14 protein-coding genes and 1 other annotated feature are annotated in these 16,664 nt (G+C 44.8%); of the genes, 4 read left to right on the forward strand and 10 right to left on the reverse strand.

Annotated elements, in window-relative coordinates; genetic code table 11:
• Positions 1 to 2: 2 nt before the first annotated feature.
• Positions 3 to 791 (reverse strand): hypothetical protein, encoded by a 789-nt coding sequence (locus A8F94_RS05240; protein ID WP_066196613.1) that lies wholly within the window; start codon positions 789 to 791, stop codon positions 3 to 5.
• A gap of 144 nt (positions 792 to 935) precedes the next feature.
• On the opposite strand from A8F94_RS05240, the gene A8F94_RS05245 reads away from it, so the two are divergent.
• From A8F94_RS05245 to A8F94_RS05255, 3 genes are all read left to right on the forward strand, one after another.
• A complete protein-coding gene (locus tag A8F94_RS05245) occupies positions 936 to 1,358 on the forward strand; it encodes a type IV pilus modification PilV family protein (RefSeq protein ID WP_066196616.1) in 423 nt (140 codons plus the stop codon).
• 4 nt (positions 1,359 to 1,362) lie between these two features.
• Complete coding sequence (locus A8F94_RS05250; protein WP_066196621.1) at positions 1,363 to 1,806, forward strand: PilW family protein; 444 nt, start codon at positions 1,363 to 1,365, stop codon at positions 1,804 to 1,806.
• 103 nt (positions 1,807 to 1,909) lie between these two features.
• The gene (locus tag A8F94_RS05255; protein ID WP_066196627.1) at positions 1,910 to 2,854 is read left to right on the forward strand and encodes a hypothetical protein; all 945 of its coding nucleotides are present in this window, start codon (positions 1,910 to 1,912) and stop codon (positions 2,852 to 2,854) included.
• Positions 2,855 to 2,907: 53 nt separating this feature from the next.
• Here A8F94_RS05255 and A8F94_RS05260 read toward each other — a convergent pair whose 3' ends face one another.
• The 3 genes from A8F94_RS05260 to A8F94_RS05270 form a co-directional block, all read right to left on the reverse strand.
• Positions 2,908 to 4,629: a sensor domain-containing diguanylate cyclase gene (locus A8F94_RS05260; RefSeq protein WP_139070024.1), complete on the reverse strand. Its 1,722-nt coding sequence runs from the start codon at positions 4,627 to 4,629 to the stop codon at positions 2,908 to 2,910.
• Positions 4,630 to 4,714: 85 nt separating this feature from the next.
• Positions 4,715 to 6,019: a bifunctional folylpolyglutamate synthase/dihydrofolate synthase gene (locus A8F94_RS05265; protein WP_066196631.1), complete on the reverse strand. Its 1,305-nt coding sequence runs from the start codon at positions 6,017 to 6,019 to the stop codon at positions 4,715 to 4,717.
• An 89-nt stretch (positions 6,020 to 6,108) separates the two neighbouring features.
• Entirely contained in the window at positions 6,109 to 8,751 is a 2,643-nt protein-coding gene (locus tag A8F94_RS05270) for a valine--tRNA ligase (RefSeq protein WP_066196634.1), read from the reverse strand.
• 77 nt (positions 8,752 to 8,828) lie between these two features.
• Positions 8,829 to 9,058, reverse strand: a binding site (T-box leader).
• Between the two features lie 180 nt (positions 9,059 to 9,238).
• Between A8F94_RS05270 and A8F94_RS05275 the strand changes: the two genes are divergently transcribed.
• Positions 9,239 to 9,412, forward strand: coding sequence for a hypothetical protein (locus tag A8F94_RS05275; protein WP_254660798.1), 174 nt, complete (start codon positions 9,239 to 9,241; stop codon positions 9,410 to 9,412).
• An 18-nt stretch (positions 9,413 to 9,430) separates the two neighbouring features.
• On the opposite strand, the gene ysxE is transcribed toward A8F94_RS05275, so the two are convergent.
• The 6 genes from ysxE to hemC form a co-directional block, all read right to left on the reverse strand.
• On the reverse strand, positions 9,431 to 10,462 hold the full coding sequence (gene ysxE / locus A8F94_RS05280) for a spore coat protein YsxE (RefSeq protein WP_066196640.1): 1,032 nt from the start codon (positions 10,460 to 10,462) through the stop codon (positions 9,431 to 9,433).
• Positions 10,463 to 10,539: 77 nt separating this feature from the next.
• Entirely contained in the window at positions 10,540 to 11,748 is a 1,209-nt protein-coding gene (gene spoVID, locus A8F94_RS05285; protein ID WP_066196642.1) for a stage VI sporulation protein D, read from the reverse strand.
• Between the two features lie 545 nt (positions 11,749 to 12,293).
• Positions 12,294 to 13,583, reverse strand: a complete 1,290-nt coding sequence (gene hemL, locus A8F94_RS05290) for a glutamate-1-semialdehyde 2,1-aminomutase (protein WP_066196647.1) — start codon at positions 13,581 to 13,583, stop codon at positions 12,294 to 12,296.
• A gap of 315 nt (positions 13,584 to 13,898) precedes the next feature.
• On the reverse strand, positions 13,899 to 14,879 hold the full coding sequence (hemB, locus tag A8F94_RS05295) for a porphobilinogen synthase (RefSeq protein ID WP_066196650.1): 981 nt from the start codon (positions 14,877 to 14,879) through the stop codon (positions 13,899 to 13,901).
• Positions 14,880 to 14,941: 62 nt separating this feature from the next.
• Entirely contained in the window at positions 14,942 to 15,721 is a 780-nt protein-coding gene (locus A8F94_RS05300) for a uroporphyrinogen-III synthase (protein ID WP_066196652.1), read from the reverse strand.
• Positions 15,718 to 16,656, reverse strand: coding sequence for a hydroxymethylbilane synthase (gene hemC, locus A8F94_RS05305; protein WP_066196654.1), 939 nt, complete (start codon positions 16,654 to 16,656; stop codon positions 15,718 to 15,720). The genes A8F94_RS05300 and hemC overlap by 4 nt, the downstream gene beginning before the upstream one ends.
• Between the last annotated feature and the right edge of the window lie 8 nt (positions 16,657 to 16,664).

Consider the following 16,664-nt stretch of genomic DNA (forward strand, 5'->3'; position numbering starts at 1 on the left):
GTTTACTGATGATTTGAAACCTGTAACAAAGGTTCTTGCTCTTCCTTCTCATTGCCAGCAGCAACCTGAAGAAACGCTGATAAGTATTCATTCTCCAATTGTTGCTCATTTAAAGTCTCCAAAGATGATTCTTGAAGTTTACTAGGTTTAAGTTCCAGTATTGGCAACTCGGATTGATTTTCTTCAAAAATTAGAACTTGCAATTCACTTTCATCATCAAAAGGGGAAGTGGATGCAGAGGCAGGGTTGGTTAATGGCTTACTATTGTCTTCAGAAACGCCAAACTCAATTTCATCTAGGAAGGATAAAGATTCAGGATTATCATTCTCGCTAGTTGGGGTAATTGGAGATTCACCAGAAGCTATAGGAACCATTATCTCATCTAAAATACTATCTATGGTTATTTCTTCTGTAGCGTCTATCTTTGGCTTTGCAATTTCTTCACTATTTATTTCTTGATGGACGGATCTAGTTGTCTGGTTTTCGGAAAAATCAGGCGCTACATGGAATAAATCTTCTTCATAATCATCATGGCTGCTTACTTGCTCAGTATATATACTAGATTCAAGTTTCCCATTCATGATATAAGCCCCAACAGCGGAAAACATTGTAATTACCAGAACCATTTGCCATAGACCAAAAATATTTACTCCATAGGCTGCTATAATTGCCACTATGGCAGCAAAAGATAGTGTAATTATTTTTCCTTTTGCTGAAAGCCCAAGTGGAAGAAAATAAAGAATCGGAACGAGCAGGATGAGAGACCCTAGCCCCAAAACCAATGTATCCATAGAAAAACCCCTTTTCCCCTTAATCTATCACTATTTTTTTCAAAAAATTGCAAATAGTGCCTGAAAGATATAAAAAATGACAATTCTCGCTTTCTAAATATTGTATAATAAACTTACAGAATTAAAAAGAGGGTGGAGGCATACGTGGATAAAAAATTCCATAATCAGAAAGGATTCACATTGTTGGAAGTTCTCCTCTCAATAGTATTACTAGCCATAATACTTACTTCCTTCCTAGGCTTTTTTACTCAATCCGCTATTTTTAATAACAAAAACGAACTAAAACTTAATTCATCTCTAGAAGCTCAAAAAATCGTTAATGGAATAGAATTAAATATTACCCCCAATGAAGCCGAGTTTGTCCTAGTAAACAGTTATAATAATGAACAGATTCTTAATTATCTTAAAGATAATGGTGTGTTGATGGATGACACATTATTTAATATCGTAGTGGATTTTGTTAAAAAGGAAGTAGATGTTAAAGGGAAAAAAACGATATTATATCAAGCCAAAATAGTAGTAAGCAGTTCTGGTTCAAAGTCTGAAACTTATACGTATGTTAGGTGATATTATGAAAAATGAAAAAGGAATAACATTAATTGAATTGCTTGCTGCCATTGCTATACTTTCAATTGTCTCGTCTCTAGTTTTCGGTGTACTCATTTCTTCAAATAAGAATTACACCAAACTATCAGCAAAAACCGATTTAAGCAGGGAAGCAAATTTAATAATAGCTACCATTAAGGATTATCATTTAAAGAAAACTAGCTATATATTGGATTATAAGGATGTAAGCTCAACAGAAAAAAGAGCCTATATTGGATCCTCAACACCGGATATTGACCTAACCAAAAAAAACCTAAATATAAAAATTAAAGTTGGTAAAACAAACGGCTTTGAAGGCACCTTCCCGTTAACAGTAGATACAAAGGAACCGTTATACATACATCTTGAGTTAAGAGACAAAAATGTTAATAAACCTTACATAATTGAAACAGTAATAAAACGTTATTAAGGGAGGAATAGTTATTATTAATCAAAGAGGTTATACACTTATTGTTGTTCTAATTATTATTACTATAACCCTTGTATTTGCTCTCTCTTTAAGTACCATGGCAATGAACTCACGTGTACAAATAAATAAGGTCGATGATATAAACAATGCAACTGATTTGGCTGAAATGGGTGTTACTTATACTACCAAGCTATTAAATTCAAATATTAGCAAGATTGCGAATGATGCCAGGATAGAATTAATTAAAGAAGCCCCAACAAAATTTGGGACGAATGTTGGTCCCTCTTTATTAGGAATTATAAATTATTATAATTCTCTTTTAGAAAATAATATTAAGGAATTTTTTAATAACGATGCTTTTACTAATAAGGTCCTAGTTGATAGTTCAGGCAGTAATTTTATTGTTTCCTCATTCAATGCAACTATTACAGATACAACCAATATGGTGACTTTTAATAGCTTAGGAGATAATAATAAAGAACAGAAAAAGGTGTCAGCTAGTATTCCGTTACAAAGATCACCAGAATCGACTATATCTACTCCCTCAATACCAGCCGGTTCTGAAATGGTTATTAAAAATGGAAATGGCAACAACGGGAGTGATACCCTTAATCCAACTTGCAAAGAAGGTATCGATAATAAAGCACCTGTAATTTGTAACGAGGTAAATGTTACAGGACAGTTACTCATGCAAGGAAACAGACAATTGGTTATTTTAGACCATACGAATTTAGGCGGGGCTTTAGATATGGGAGGAACCACTGATTTATTTATTGGTGGAGATGCAACAATAGGACAATTAAAATTGAACGGAAACGTGAGTATATTCGTATTCGGAGATTTGCTCTTAAAAAAGAAGATAGAGTCAAATGATCTTAATGGTAACTCTTTAGATATTTGTGTCTTGGGTAATTCATATTATCTGGAAAATGGCATAAAAAAACCTTATGATGATTTAGGTGGGCGAAATAAATGCTCTTCTTTTTCAGGAAGTACTGATTGGTCCATTAATTTAGCAAGTGGTGTTACAGTAGACTATCTTCAATAAAATAAAGCGAGATTATCCCCATTTTAACTATTAGGGATAATCTCGCTTCTTTTTTACTTAACATACGCCGCAACCCGATTCCTCCCCGCCCTCTTCGCCCCCACATACAGTGCGCGGTCGGCGTGCCTCAAGAGTGCCAGTGCGTCGTCTGCATCTTGCGGGGCGGTGGCGATGCCAAATGAGGCGGTTATTTTAATAGACAGTTGCTGAGAGCCGTCGGTTTCAATGTTCTCTTTAAGCAGGAACGGCCAGTTGGCGATGGACTGGCGGATCAATTCTGCAAGATTATAGGCTTCCCGGCTGGTCGCTTCAGGCAGCAGGATGACAAATTCCTCCCCGCCGTAGCGGGCGACAGTTCCCGATTCCCCGACTATCTTTTCAATTCTTGATGCCAGTTCCCTCAATACTTCATTTCCACTTTGGTGGCCGTATGTGTCGTTTACCGATTTGAAATGGTCAATATCGAGAATGATAAGTGAAAGGCGTTCCCGGCCCTGGTTTTGCAGAATAGTGAATTCCCTCGTAAGCACTTTTTCAAAGTAACGATAGTTGTGAAGCTTCGTCAGTGAGCAGCGCTCGCTTTCCTCTTTAGCCTGCTCGTAGTGGCGGGCGTTTTCAACGGCAATTGCATAATGTGAGCATAAAATATCAACAATGATTACTTGCGACTTTTCGTAAGCCCGCTTCCGCTTCGAGGCAAGAACAAGCACCCCTACTGTTTTGCCATTTTTCTTCATTGGCACGCCAAGGACGCTTTCTGCTTCCTTAGGAATTGATCTGCTCCCAATTTGGCGCCACTCTTTCCGTGTTCCGAATAGAACTGGCTTCCCGGTACTCCAAACTGTACCACTGATTCCTCGGCTGCTATTAAAATCAAACTCCTGATTTGTGTATGCGATTCCATTTTCATACCGGTGTGACCTGACAAGCTGGTTATGCTCCTCCATTTCAATGACATAAGCATAGTCAACTGGAAGCATGCCGGCTAGTTTTTGCAAAAATAAATCGGTAACCTCATTTACATTGACCCGTTCGGCAAGCCGATGGCCGATTTCAGCTGCCTTTTGAAGGTATTCATTGATATGCTCTGTCTTGTTGTACGCTCTCAGGACAAGGGAGACACCAGCAAAGGGACCTCCAATGAACAGCAGCGCAATCGGCCCTATATCCTTGTGGAGCATGTACAGAACAAAGCCAAGCGGGAAGGTCATGACTGTCGTCAGCAATTCCCAAACAAAATCTTTACCGAAAAACGACTCATTGCTCTTGTAAATAACCTTTTGGAAAAACATGATGATTACTTGGTTAAGGGCATAATAAAAAATGGCGTAAGCGGCGGCGTACCAATTTGAGGCGTCATCACTGCGGAGGTCCGGCATGACGGTGCCGCCAAGTCCAAAATAAATCATCCCGCTTAGAAGGGATACGATGAAAAACATGATGGAGTTCAGCGGCAGCCGGAACATGCCTTCTTTTGGAATCCGGATGCTCAACAATAGGACAATCACGGAAACCTGGACCGTAATCATTTCAATGAACAGTCCGTAGCGGAGAAAAACCGCGATGGATACCCACTGGATCAAAAAAACGGGTACACTGTTAATGATCATCGGCATTGCTGCCACAATGGAGCCGAGCAAAAGGAACCCTAAAATGTCAATAAAGTTCAAATGGTCTGGAGGAGGCGAAATCATGTAGGTAAGCACTAGACCGGGTGGAACGAGTAAAAGCCATACAAGGAATATGATTCTCTTTGTTTTCGGTCCCACACTCATTGCCTGCCCCCCTTTGGTAAAATAGTCTTAATATTTTTAATCATTTTACCAAAGTTTAGGGAGCTTGTCACACCATGGGACTGGATTAAATGATTTTTTCGAGCAAGTACCTTCTTGCCTCTGATATGAAATAAAGCGAGCCGGTAATCACCAGCACTTCCCCGTCACGAAGCTTACCAATTTCGTCCGTGATGGCCCTTCTCCAATCATCTGCTGCCAAATTGAATGGATTATTACCCAATGCTACTAGTTCCTTCGCACTGGCTGCCCTGGGAAAGTCGAATGATACAAAAGTCAGGCTTGAAGACGCCTCCTCCAGGGTTTTAATCATACTGCCGAGCGGCTTGTCTTTCAGTGCTGCAAAAATGATTCTAACCTTGTCATTGGAAAAGCGGGCCGACAGCTCTTCAACAAGTGCCTGGATTCCCTCTGTATTATGGGCTCCGTCCAGAATAATCATTGGATTTTCAGAGACGATTTCAAGCCTGCCCGGCCAAAAAGCCTCCTTTAATCCTTTTCTGATTGCTGTATCATCCGCCTTCATCAAGCCGTCTTGATTCAATTGTTGCGCCGTTGCAACTGCAAGTGAAGCATTTGCAGTTTGGTGCTCACCTATCATTGAAACCTCCAATTTTCCGAGAAAGCCGAATGGAGTTACCAGCGAGAACCGTTCTCCACGCTTTGCCTTTTCATGATCCAGGATGGTGATTTCTTTTCCTAAACGAAGCAGACTGGAGCCTTTTTGATCCGCCTGCTCCTCAAGCACTTTAAGAGCACCAGGCTGGAGAGTGCCGGTAATTACGGGAATCCCTTCCTTAATAATCCCTGCTTTTTCAAATGCAATCTCTTCATACGTATCGCCCAGGATCGCCACATGGTCCAGGCCGATATTCGTAATCACCGATACCATCGGCTTCAGGATGTTAGTGGAATCAAACCGGCCGCCAAGCCCGACTTCAAAAATGGCTACATCGATTCCTTCTGTCTCTCCAAAATAGACAAACGCCATCGCCGTAATAATTTCAAACTCGGTTGGTCCGCCAAGCTCGGATTGGTCAAGTTCATCGGCAAGCGGCTTAATCCGGTTCGCCAATTTAACGATATCTTCATCGGACACCGGCTGGCCGTTGACGCTGATCCTTTCATTGAAGGATTCAATATATGGGGATGTAAACGTTCCGACCGTATAGCCGGCCGCTTCGTAAATCGACCTCAGGAATGTCAAGGTCGAACCCTTCCCGTTCGTCCCGCCGATATGGACTGACTTTACAAGATTCTCGGGATTGCCGAGCTTGTCCATCATCCATTCCATCCTTGTCAAACCAGGCTTCATACCAAGCCTAAGCCTGCCATGGATCCATTCCAGCGCTTCAGTATATGTTTGAAACATGTGAAAGCCTCCAATTGTAAACATGCCGAAGACGAATTCCGTTTTGGAATCCGCCTTCAGTTTTGTTTATTTAGTCTAAGCTGTACTTATTACCCGCGAAGCTCTTTGATGCGCGCTTCAACGATTGCCCTCTTTTCAGAGTAATCGGCTTCCTTCGCGCGCTCTTCTTCGATAACATGGGCAGGAGCTTTTTTCACAAAGCCTTCGTTGCCAAGCTTCTTCTGAACACGCTCAACTTCCTTGTCAAGGCGGGCCTTTTCTTTTTCAAGGCGGGCGATTTCCTCCTCGATGTTAATCAGCCCTTCAAGTGGAAGGATGATTTCAACACCTGTGATAACCGCTGTCATTGCCTTGTCAGGAGTTGCTAGGTCAGTGCCAATTTGCAGCTCTTCTGGATTACAGAAACGCTCGATATAGGCACGGTTCTTGTCAACCATCGCCAGGTAGCTTTCGTCCTTCGCCTTAACAAGCATCTTGATTTTTTTGCTTAATGGTGTGTTCACTTCCGCCCTAATATTCCGGACTGAGCGGATGATTTCAACAAGCAGCTTCATTTCTTCAGCCGCTGCCTCATCAGATAGTTCCGGGTTTACCTTTGGCCATTCAGCGGTCGTAATTGACTCGCCCTGGTGCGGCAGGTGCTGCCAGATTTCTTCTGTGATAAACGGCATAAACGGATGCATCAGCCTCATTGTGTTATCGAGAACGTATGCCAAAATCGAACGGGTCGTCTTCTTGGCAGCTTCGTCTTCCCCGTATAGCGGAAGCTTCGCCATTTCAATATACCAGTCACAGAAGTCATCCCAGATGAAGTTGTACAGTGCACGGCCAACTTCACCAAATTCATAACGCTCGGACAGGCGGGTAACTGTTTCGATTGTTTCATTCAACCTGGTCAGAATCCACTTATCAGCAGTCGATTTTTCGCCGCTGAAGTCAATCTCATCGTAGGTGAGCCCTGCCATGTTCATCAATGCGAAACGTGATGCATTCCAAATCTTATTCGCAAAGTTCCAGGTTGCTTCAACCTTCTCGGTGCTGTAGCGAAGGTCCTGGCCAGGCGAGCTGCCGGTTGACAGGAAGTAACGGAGCGAATCGGCGCCGTACTGGGCGATTACATCCATCGGATCAACGCCGTTACCTAGTGATTTACTCATCTTGCGTCCTTCCGCATCGCGAACGAGGCCATGGATGAGAACATCCTTAAACGGACGCTCTCCCGTAAACTCAAGGCTTTGGAAAATCATCCGGGATACCCAGAAGCCGATGATGTCATAACCGGTAACGAGCACATCAGTCGGGAAGTAACGCTTAAAGTCAGCTGCTTCCGTATCAGGCCAGCCCATAGTTGAAAACGGCCATAGCGCCGAGCTGAACCATGTATCGAGTACATCTTTATCCTGTGTCCAGTTTTCGATGTCTTCAGGTGCATCAACACCAACGTACAATTCGCCTGTTTCATTATGGTACCAGGCCGGAATCCGATGGCCCCACCAAAGCTGGCGGGAAATACACCAGTCACGAGTATTCTCCATCCAGCGCAAATAGTTCGTTTCAAAGCGGTCTGGAACAAAGTTTACCTTGTTTTCCTTTTCCTGAAGGGCAATCGCTTCATCAGCAAGCGGCTGCATTTTAACGAACCATTGGGTTGACAGGTAAGGCTCCACAACAGCGTTGCTACGCTCAGAGTGGCCAACAGAGTGAAGGTGGTCTTCAATTTTGAACAGGACACCCTGCTCCTCAAGGTCTTTGACAATCTGCTTGCGGCACTCAAAACGGTCCATGCCTTGATATTTGCCAGCACGTGCATTCATGGTGCCGTCTTCGTTCATAACAAGAACACGCTCCAGGTTGTGCCTATTGCCAATTTCAAAGTCGTTCGGGTCGTGGGCCGGGGTAATTTTAACAGCACCTGAGCCAAATTCCATGTCAACGTAATCATCGCCCACAATCGGAATCTCGCGGCCAACGATTGGCAGTATAACTGTTTTGCCGATCAGATGCTTATAGCGGTCATCTTCAGGATGAACAGCTACCGCGGTATCACCGAGCATCGTCTCCGGACGAGTTGTTGCGATTTCAATGTGGCCGGAGCCGTCAGCCAAAGGATATTTCATATGGTAAAATGCGCCCTGAACATCTTTATGGATAACTTCGATATCAGAAAGAGCTGTCTTTGTAGCCGGGTCCCAGTTAATAATATATTCGCCGCGGTAAATCAATCCTTTTTCATAAAGGGTCACGAATACTTTTTTAACCGCATCTGAAAGCCCTTCATCAAGGGTGAACCGCTCGCGGCTGTAATCAAGGCCAAGACCAAGCTTTGCCCACTGCTCGCGGATATGGCCTGCGTACTCTTCCTTCCATCTCCACGTTTCTTCAACAAACTTCTCGCGGCCGAGGTCGTAGCGTGACTTCCCTTCTGAGCGAAGTTTCTGCTCAACCTTTGCCTGGGTCGCAATCCCGGCATGGTCCATTCCAGGCAGCCAGAGAACGTCATAGCCCTGCATCCTCTTCATGCGGGTAATGATATCCTGAAGCGTCGTATCCCACGCATGGCCAAGATGCAGCTTGCCCGTTACGTTCGGCGGCGGAATGACAACCGTGTACGGCTGCTTCGATTCGTCATCCTTCGCCTCGAAAAATTTGCCGTTCACCCACCATTCGTAGCGGCCTTGCTCGATCGACTGCGGATCATACTTCGTCGGCATGCTGATTTCTTTTTGATCCATTGTGATTCCTCCTTAAATTGCAATAGACAGTGTGACCGTTATCCTAGAAAAATAAAAAAACTCCACTCATCCTAAATTAAAAGGACGAATGGAGTTGGCTCGCGGTACCACCTTTTTTCCGGCAAAACAGCCGGCGCTCAAATTCTTTAACGGAGTTGATCCGTCTTCCACTACTCGGCAAACGCCTTTGGCGGAAGAAGCTCAAGGGTGACATTCCAATGGGCTGCCTGGGAAACCTTTCAGCTGGTAAGTCTCCCTCTCTGGAAAGCAGGCGGGTCATTGTACTTTTCCCTGTCTTTGCTTTTAATTATTAATTTAGTTTATATCATATCCAAAAAACCTTCCTGACGTCAATCAGGATGGCCAATTTTTTTCAAATTCATTCGTTTTTTGCAAAAATGGGCGTTCACCTATCAAGCTTTCTCCGCATACACTTTTTATAGATGGATTAAAAGGGGGAAATGCAGTGAAAAGGAAACGGTTCAATATGTACTCGTACCCTCCATGGGTTCGGACGATTAGAGCAGTTGCGGCTCAATTCTGTATTCCGTTCTGCATCTTTCAGGGAATCCGGACGATTCTGCTGCCTACAACTTTCGATGTGCTTCTGTTGGCATGTTTAATTTTACTGGCAACGGCTTTATACCTTGAAATTATTTAAGGAGCCCAAGTGAACAAATCACTGGGCTCCTTCTTTTGCTGCTTCCACCTGGCGATCCATTTCTACAAGCCGCATGACTACATATTCTGTATTTTTCAAATGCCAATATTCTTTTAGAAGCTTTTTGGAATAGGCGAATTCATTCCTTCCAGCTCCTTCTGAAAAATAAGCCTCGGCAGTCCTTGTAATCTGGAGAGGATGAGCGAGATAACTATAAAAGAGAAGCTTTTCATCCTTCTTGAATGGAAAGTACTTAAAATAATGGGTTGCTGTTTCGACGGCTTCCTCATTTTGCTTTGGAGGAGTCCTAAGCATCTTTGAAATAAATGGCAGCAAATCATGGATAGGCGAACCATAACCCGCTCTTTCAAAATTTATAAAGTAGCCATACCCATTTTCATTATATACAAAATGCTCCGGTTTTAACTTCCCATGGACAATGACCATCCTTGCTTTTTCTTCTTCCTTGCTTTTTTCATGCCACTCCTTAAGCTTTTCCGTCGAGTATTTCACTGCCTGGGTAATTTCGGTGTAATAAAGGCAAAACTGAAGCTCAAACGGCGACATGTATATTTTTTTTTCACACCCCTCAATAAATCCATCGAGGAATTCCTGATTTTTTTCATAGTGAAGGGTCATTTTTTCAAAATGGTCGGCACGCTCCTCTTTCTCCACCTTTACTTCCTTTGCCGAAAGAGTATGAAGGCGGGCCAGCTCACGAATCATCTGCAGGCTTCTTTCCCTGTATGCCTGGAGGGCCTCGTTTGGCAGCCAGGGCATAAGATAATATAGCCTCTGCCCGGACAGGATTCCGTACCTTCCATCAAGGGCCGGATAAATGGGTACAATCCGGTTATAGCCCCGCTGATACAAGTGCTGGACATGCCTGATAAAATCAATTCCTGTATGGGCATCAATAGACTTCAAGGCAAACGTCCCTTTATTGCTATAAACTTTTTTAATGTTTCCAAAATCCTCGACAAAATAAGGTTCGATGCCGTAATGCTGCAGCAATGGCGCGAATTCCCTCACCCGGTTTTGTTCATTCATCGGAATTCAGCTCACTTCCGAAATTTTAAAATAAATAAACAGTGAGCGAGCATGAGCCCGCTCACCCGTAGTCACTTTTATTTTTTTGCAAACGCGGCAGGAATATAGAGCACCTGTCCTTCGTACACATCCTGGCTTATTTCAAGATTGTTATAGCGAAGAATGTTTTGAACCGACACATTGTACCTGTCTGACAGGCTATCAAGCGACTCGCCTTTCTGGACGATGCATACCTTCAGTTTTGCCTGCTCTTCATGTTCGTCCCTGCGTGCGAAGAATTCTGTAAGCGACATACTGGTCTTTTTCGTTTTCTTCTTTTGCGCCGGAGCTGCAGCAACTTCCACCGTTTCTTCTGCTTCGGCTACAGGATCTTCCGTTTGTTCTTGTGCTGCTACCTCTATGGTTTCTACTTCACCCGCTGATTCCAGCTCAACCTGGTGGGTTTGCACGGCTTCAAGCTCCTGGACGTCCCCATACTGTTCGGATGCATACGGCTGTTCTGCTTGTTCATATTGGGCCTCAGACTGGTTAGGTGCCTGAGCTTGTGGTTGTTGCTGCCGGACTTGCTGATACTGCTGGACTGGCGGCTGCTGTTCAGCTCTTTTGGATACGGTCTGGGACTGATTCCAATACGACGCAAATGATGGATTAAACGGAAAAGCAGAGAACGTTGCCAATTCATCAGGGTTGTCTTCAGGCATCCTTCTCGCTTCGGCCTCAAAAACGAGCTCCTCTTCCTCTTCCCGCTGCTCTATTTCCACTTCCTCATAATCCTCTTCCAGTTCTTCTTCTGCTTCGTATTCACGCTCCTGAACCCCAAGAAAGATTTCCTCAGGTTCCTCCTTCACTTCCGGCTCTCCTGCATACAGGCCGCTAATAATCAGGTCGGCCGTCAGCTTCATACAGCTTCTTTCGGAAAAAGAATAATCAAATGAATCCACAATCACATCAATATCATAAATGCTTTCAATCCGGTTCACAGGAATGGTAATGTCAACAGGAAACCTGTGCGCGAAATCCCAAAGCCCCTCCTCACGCAAAACTGCAGACTGGACATATCGTAGAGCCGGCCCAGCTTCATCAGCCTCCACTGACCCATCTCCATTGCAAACATATTCCCCTGTCAAATCAAGCGCACCACGAATGTTGATGTATCCGTCGGTCTCCTGGATCGTAATATCCGGGCTTAACGAAATCGAGACAAGCTCATCGACTTCCTGTCCTTTCCGAAACCATAACGATTCTTCTAAAGAAAACCGCAAAGACGATTGATTCTCCTGAGACAAAGCGACTCCTCCTTTCATCTCCTTCGTAAAAAATCACCATGTCACTTACACTCTATGAGAATTTTTTGATGAATATGATTAAAACAAGGAGTCTCGCCCATCAAATATCGGGGAAGTCGCTGTGTACAGTTGGGGTTTGTAATCGTTTTTAAAGGTGGTAGGGTGGATTGATCTTGGGGATGATTGTTAAGGTTGAAAACGAGTTGTTGCCGGGTAACCGTAGAAACACTTCGAAACCTCGAGCGGCAGTTCAAAGCTTTGGACTCCAATTTACCTTTCTTCAACTCAATTATATGGAGTTACATTTGGAAGAGTCTTGATAAAAATGAAAATAGTCTTGATAAGAGTGGAGAATGTCTTGATAAAAGCACAGAATATCACGATAAACATTAAAAATCTCTTGATTAATGCTGTGAGATACTGGAGCAGCTTCTCCAACGACAAATTGAATGGCTATACCTTACTAATCTTCAGCCACTCACATTCAAATTCCCGCAAAAATAAAGCACCCCCGCCACAACCGGGCGAAGGGTGCCAAAACCACATTATTTTTTATACTTGGAGAATGCAACTTCCGCAGCCTTGATGGTCTTTTCAATGTCTTCGTCGCTATGTGCGGTTGACAGGAACAGGCCTTCGAACTGGGATGGCGGCAGGAAGACACCCTGGTTGGCCATCTCTGCGTAGTACTCGGCAAAGAACTCGAGGTTGGAGGTCTTTGCTTTTTCATAGTTGATGACTTTTTCATTTGTGAAGAAGATTCCGATCATTGAACCCGCACGGTTGATGCAGTACGGAATGCCATACTTTTCAGCTGCCTCGCTAAGTCCTTTTTCAAGCATATCGGCCTTGCGACCAAACTCGGTATACGTTTCCGGTGTCAGCTGGCTCAATGTTGCATAGCCGGCGGACATTGCAAGCGGGTTGCCAGATAGGGTTCCAGCCTGATAAATCGGGCCAGCCGGTGCGATTTGCTGCATAATGTCCGCACGGCCGCCGAATGCGCCTACTGGCAGGCCGCCGCCGATTACTTTTCCAAGGCAAGTCAAATCAGGTGTAATCCCGAAATAACCTTGGGCACAGTTATAGTCAACACGGAATCCAGTCATAACTTCATCGAAAATTAACAATGAACCATATTGAGTAGTTATTTCGCGCAAGCCTTCAAGGAAGCCCGGCACCGGTGGTACCACACCCATATTTCCTGCAACTGGCTCAACGATAACGCCAGCAATGTCCTCGCCGAATTGTTCAAACGCATAGCGAACTGCTTCAAGGTCATTGTACGGGACTGTAATTGTATTTTTTGCAATGCCTTCAGGTACACCCGGGCTGTCAGGCAAACCGAGTGTCGCGACACCGGAGCCTGCTTTAATCAGCAACGAGTCGCCATGGCCATGGTAGCAGCCTTCAAACTTTAGAATTTTGTTCCGGCCTGTAAATCCGCGGGCAAGACGAAGTGCACTCATTGTTGCTTCTGTACCGGATGAAACCATCCTGACAACTTCAACGGAAGGGACACGGTCAATGACCAGTTTGGCCAGTTCGTTTTCCATCAAGGTTGGTGCACCAAAGCTGGTGCCGAGCTCAGCAACATGTTTGATTGCCTCGACAACTTTATCATTTGTATGGCCGAGAATCAGCGGTCCCCACGATAATACATAGTCGATATATTCATTGCCATCGATATCATAAATTTTCGAGCCTTTGCCTCGTTCCATGAAGATTGGCTCCATGTTGACCGCTTTGAAGGCGCGCACAGGGCTGTTTACGCCGCCTGGCATTAGCTGCTTTGCTTCCTGGAAAGCTACAATTGATTTTTCGTATGAGCGCATGACGGTTCCCTCGTTTCTCTATTTAGGATAGTGTTTATATGGTCATCTGCAAATTTGTCCAGCAGATGTTGACTGCATTGCCACTCAGAACTTTTATAAGTGACTTTGTCACAATATTTTTCGCTGCAAAGTTACTTAGAGCTTTTATAAGTAACCTTGTCACATAATTTTTCTCTGAAAAGTCACTTAGAACCTTTCCTAATGACTTTCGCACAGCAATTTTTTCATATCAAAGTAACTTAGAGGTTTACAAGGACCGGTTTCCCGCAAAAACCGATACTAAAAGGGATACCAGCCCTAACCACTAAACCAATATTAACGCTCTTCCCTCAGCCACTTTGCTGCGTCTTTGGCGAAGTAGGTAATGATCAAGTCTGCGCCGGCACGCTTCATGCCAGTGAGCAGTTCAAGCACGATTGCTTTCTCGTCGATCCAGCCTTTTTGGGCGGCGCCTTTGACCATTGAGTATTCGCCGCTGACGTTGTAGGCTACTACCGGAAGAGTGAAGTTGTTTTTTACATCACGGACGATATCAAGATAAGATAGGGCAGGCTTGACAATCAGGAAGTCAGCTCCTTCAAGGACATCGGATTCTGCCTCGCGCATTGCTTCGATCCGGTTTGGTGGATCCATTTGATACGTTTTCCTGTCGCCGAATTGCGGAGTGCTTTCGGCAGCTTCACGGAACGGTCCGTAGAATGCGGACGAATATTTAACCGCATAGCTCATAATCGGAACATCAACAAAACCTGCCTCATCAAGGCCTGAGCGAATTGCTGCTACAAAGCCGTCCATCATGTTGGATGGAGCAATGATATCGGCTCCTGCTTTTGCCTGGCTGACAGCTGTTTTGGCAAGCAGCTCAAGCGACTCGTCATTCAGGACGCGGCTCCCTTCGACAACGCCGCAATGGCCGTGGCTTGTATATTCGCATAGGCATGTATCGGCAACAACAATCAGCTCTGGGTGGCGTTCTTTAATGAAGCGGGTAGCCTCCTGGACAATTCCATGGTCATGGAATGCGCCTGTGCCGCATTCATCTTTGTCCTGTGGCACACCGAACAAAATGACCGACTTGATTCCAAGCTCGACAACCTCATCGATTTCAGCTCCAAGCAAATCCATGGATACCTGGAAAACACCTGGCATAGACGAAATTTCATTTTTAATATTCTCGCCTTCAATGATGAACAGCGGATAGATAAAGTCTTCCACATGAAGGTGGGTTTCCCTGACAAGCGCTCTCATATTTGCGCTTGAGCGCAGACGGCGGTGACGTGAAAATTGAAGTTCCATAACTGCTTACCTCCGGACAATTTCTGGCAATGCCAGATCGTATTCTTCTCTATTGTACAAGCTTATTGTACGCTTTCCAAATAATCGATTGTAGTTTCCACCATATCCGCGACCGTATACTGCTCGGGCGAGGCATGGACGGTAAAGCCAAATTCCAGCAGGCGCTCATGGGTAACCGGCCCGATACAGGAAACGATGCAGCGGTCGGCCTGCTCTCTAAGGCCATACTCTACAACCGCTTCCATAAAATGATTGACTGTTGATGGGCTTGTGAACATCAAGATGTCGAGCCCGTCTTCAGCAAGCGCATTCTTCAGCTTCAGCTTGCTGCCTTCAGGGAGGTATGTTTCATATACAACGATTTCATCGGCAAAAGAACCGTTTTCCCTTATCGTCATGGCAATATGCTCCCTGGCCAGGTTCCCTTTTGGAATCAGGACCCGGCTGCCCGGACGGATATGGGTGATAAATTCCTCCGCAAAAACCTCCGCGACATATTTGGTGGGGACAAAATGTGGCCCAAGACCTTTTTTCTCCAAAAGAATTCCTGTCCTTTCCCCGATTGCCGCGACCTTTGGCATCGCGTCAGGCAGCCCTTCAGGGAAAAAAGACAGGAACGTTTCCACTGTCGTATTGCTTGTAAAAACAATCCAGTCATAGGATTCAAGTGAATTCAAAACTTGTTTGAGGTGGTCATCCAAGCTGATAGGCTTAAAGGAAAGAAGAGGGATTTCGACTGGAATCCCTCCGTACTTTTCTATGAGCCGCGAAAATGATTTTGCCTGGTTGGCCCCTCTTGGTATCAATACCTTTTTACCGGACAGGGGCTCCTGGGACATCATTCACTGTCCAGCTCCTCTTTCACTTTATCAATCAGTTCCTTCGCACCTTTGTCAATCAGAAGGCTAGCAGCTTTCTCGCCAAGTTCTTCAGGATTGGTGCCTTTCACTGTATCCTTGTATACTTCCTTCCCATCAGGGGAAGCAACCAAAACGTTCAGGGTAATGTCGCCATCCTCTTCAGCAGTGGCAAAGCCCGCGATTGGAACCTGGCAGCCGCCTTCCATCTTTTGCAGATAGGAACGCTCCGCCCGAACGGCAAGAGCTGTCTTTTTGCATGTGAATTTTTCAAGAATCTCGAGCAGTTCATTGTCATCTTCACGGCACTCGATGGATAGCGCGCCCTGCCCAACTGCCGGGATGCACACTTCATCATCGATGAATTCAGTGACAACATCCTTTGTCCAGCCAAGGCGGGAAAGCCCTGCAGCTGCAAGGATAATCGCGTCGTATTCGCCGTTATTCAGCTTCTCGAGGCGTGTATCGACATTGCCGCGGATCCATTTGATTTCAAGGTCAGGCCGCTTTGCCAGCAATTGCGAACTGCGGCGCAGACTGCTTGTTCCGACAACTGCACCAGCAGGAAGATCATCCAGTTTGACATGATTTTTTGAAATAAGTGCATCGCGGTGATCCTCACGGAACGGGATGCAGCCAATCGTAAGCCCTTCAGGAAGGACTGCAGGCATATCTTTCATGCTGTGGACAGCCATATCAATTTCCTTATCCATCATGGCCTGCTCGATTTCTTTTACAAAAAGGCCTTTGCCACCTACTTTTGAAAGCGTAACATCAAGGATTCGGTCCCCTTTAGTGACGATTTCCTTTACCTCAAATTCATATGAAGGGCCGGCAATTTTCTTCAATTGCTCGATAACCCAATTTGTTTGGGTAAGTGCTAATTTACTGCGTCTGGAACCAACAATAATTTTTCTCATAAAAAGCC

Origin of the sequence: Bacillus sp. FJAT-27225 (assembly GCF_001685025.1) — a bacterium.
In the GTDB taxonomy this organism is placed as follows: domain Bacteria; phylum Bacillota; class Bacilli; order Bacillales; family Cytobacillaceae; genus Bacillus_D.

What these genes read in the sequence shown, in the direction of transcription:
- A8F94_RS05255 (WP_066196627.1), top strand. Translation starts at nt 1,910, where the DNA reads ATGAACTCACGTGTACAAATAAATAAGGTCGATGATATAAACAATGCA.
- A8F94_RS05240 (WP_066196613.1), bottom strand. Translation starts at nt 791, where the DNA reads ATGGATACATTGGTTTTGGGGCTAGGGTCTCTCATCCTGCTCGTTCCG.
- A8F94_RS05300 (WP_066196652.1), bottom strand. Translation starts at nt 15,721, where the DNA reads ATGATGTCCCAGGAGCCCCTGTCCGGTAAAAAGGTATTGATACCAAGA.
- hemL (WP_066196647.1), bottom strand. Translation starts at nt 13,583, where the DNA reads ATGCGCTCATACGAAAAATCAATTGTAGCTTTCCAGGAAGCAAAGCAG.
- hemC (WP_066196654.1), bottom strand. Translation starts at nt 16,656, where the DNA reads ATGAGAAAAATTATTGTTGGTTCCAGACGCAGTAAATTAGCACTTACC.
- A8F94_RS05270 (WP_066196634.1), bottom strand. Translation starts at nt 8,751, where the DNA reads ATGGATCAAAAAGAAATCAGCATGCCGACGAAGTATGATCCGCAGTCG.
- A8F94_RS05260 (WP_139070024.1), bottom strand. Translation starts at nt 4,629, where the DNA reads ATGAGTGTGGGACCGAAAACAAAGAGAATCATATTCCTTGTATGGCTT.
- ysxE (WP_066196640.1), bottom strand. Translation starts at nt 10,462, where the DNA reads ATGAATGAACAAAACCGGGTGAGGGAATTCGCGCCATTGCTGCAGCAT.
- A8F94_RS05265 (WP_066196631.1), bottom strand. Translation starts at nt 6,019, where the DNA reads ATGTTTCAAACATATACTGAAGCGCTGGAATGGATCCATGGCAGGCTT.
- hemB (WP_066196650.1), bottom strand. Translation starts at nt 14,879, where the DNA reads ATGGAACTTCAATTTTCACGTCACCGCCGTCTGCGCTCAAGCGCAAAT.
- A8F94_RS05250 (WP_066196621.1), top strand. Translation starts at nt 1,363, where the DNA reads ATGAAAAATGAAAAAGGAATAACATTAATTGAATTGCTTGCTGCCATT.
- A8F94_RS05275 (WP_254660798.1), top strand. Translation starts at nt 9,239, where the DNA reads ATGTACTCGTACCCTCCATGGGTTCGGACGATTAGAGCAGTTGCGGCT.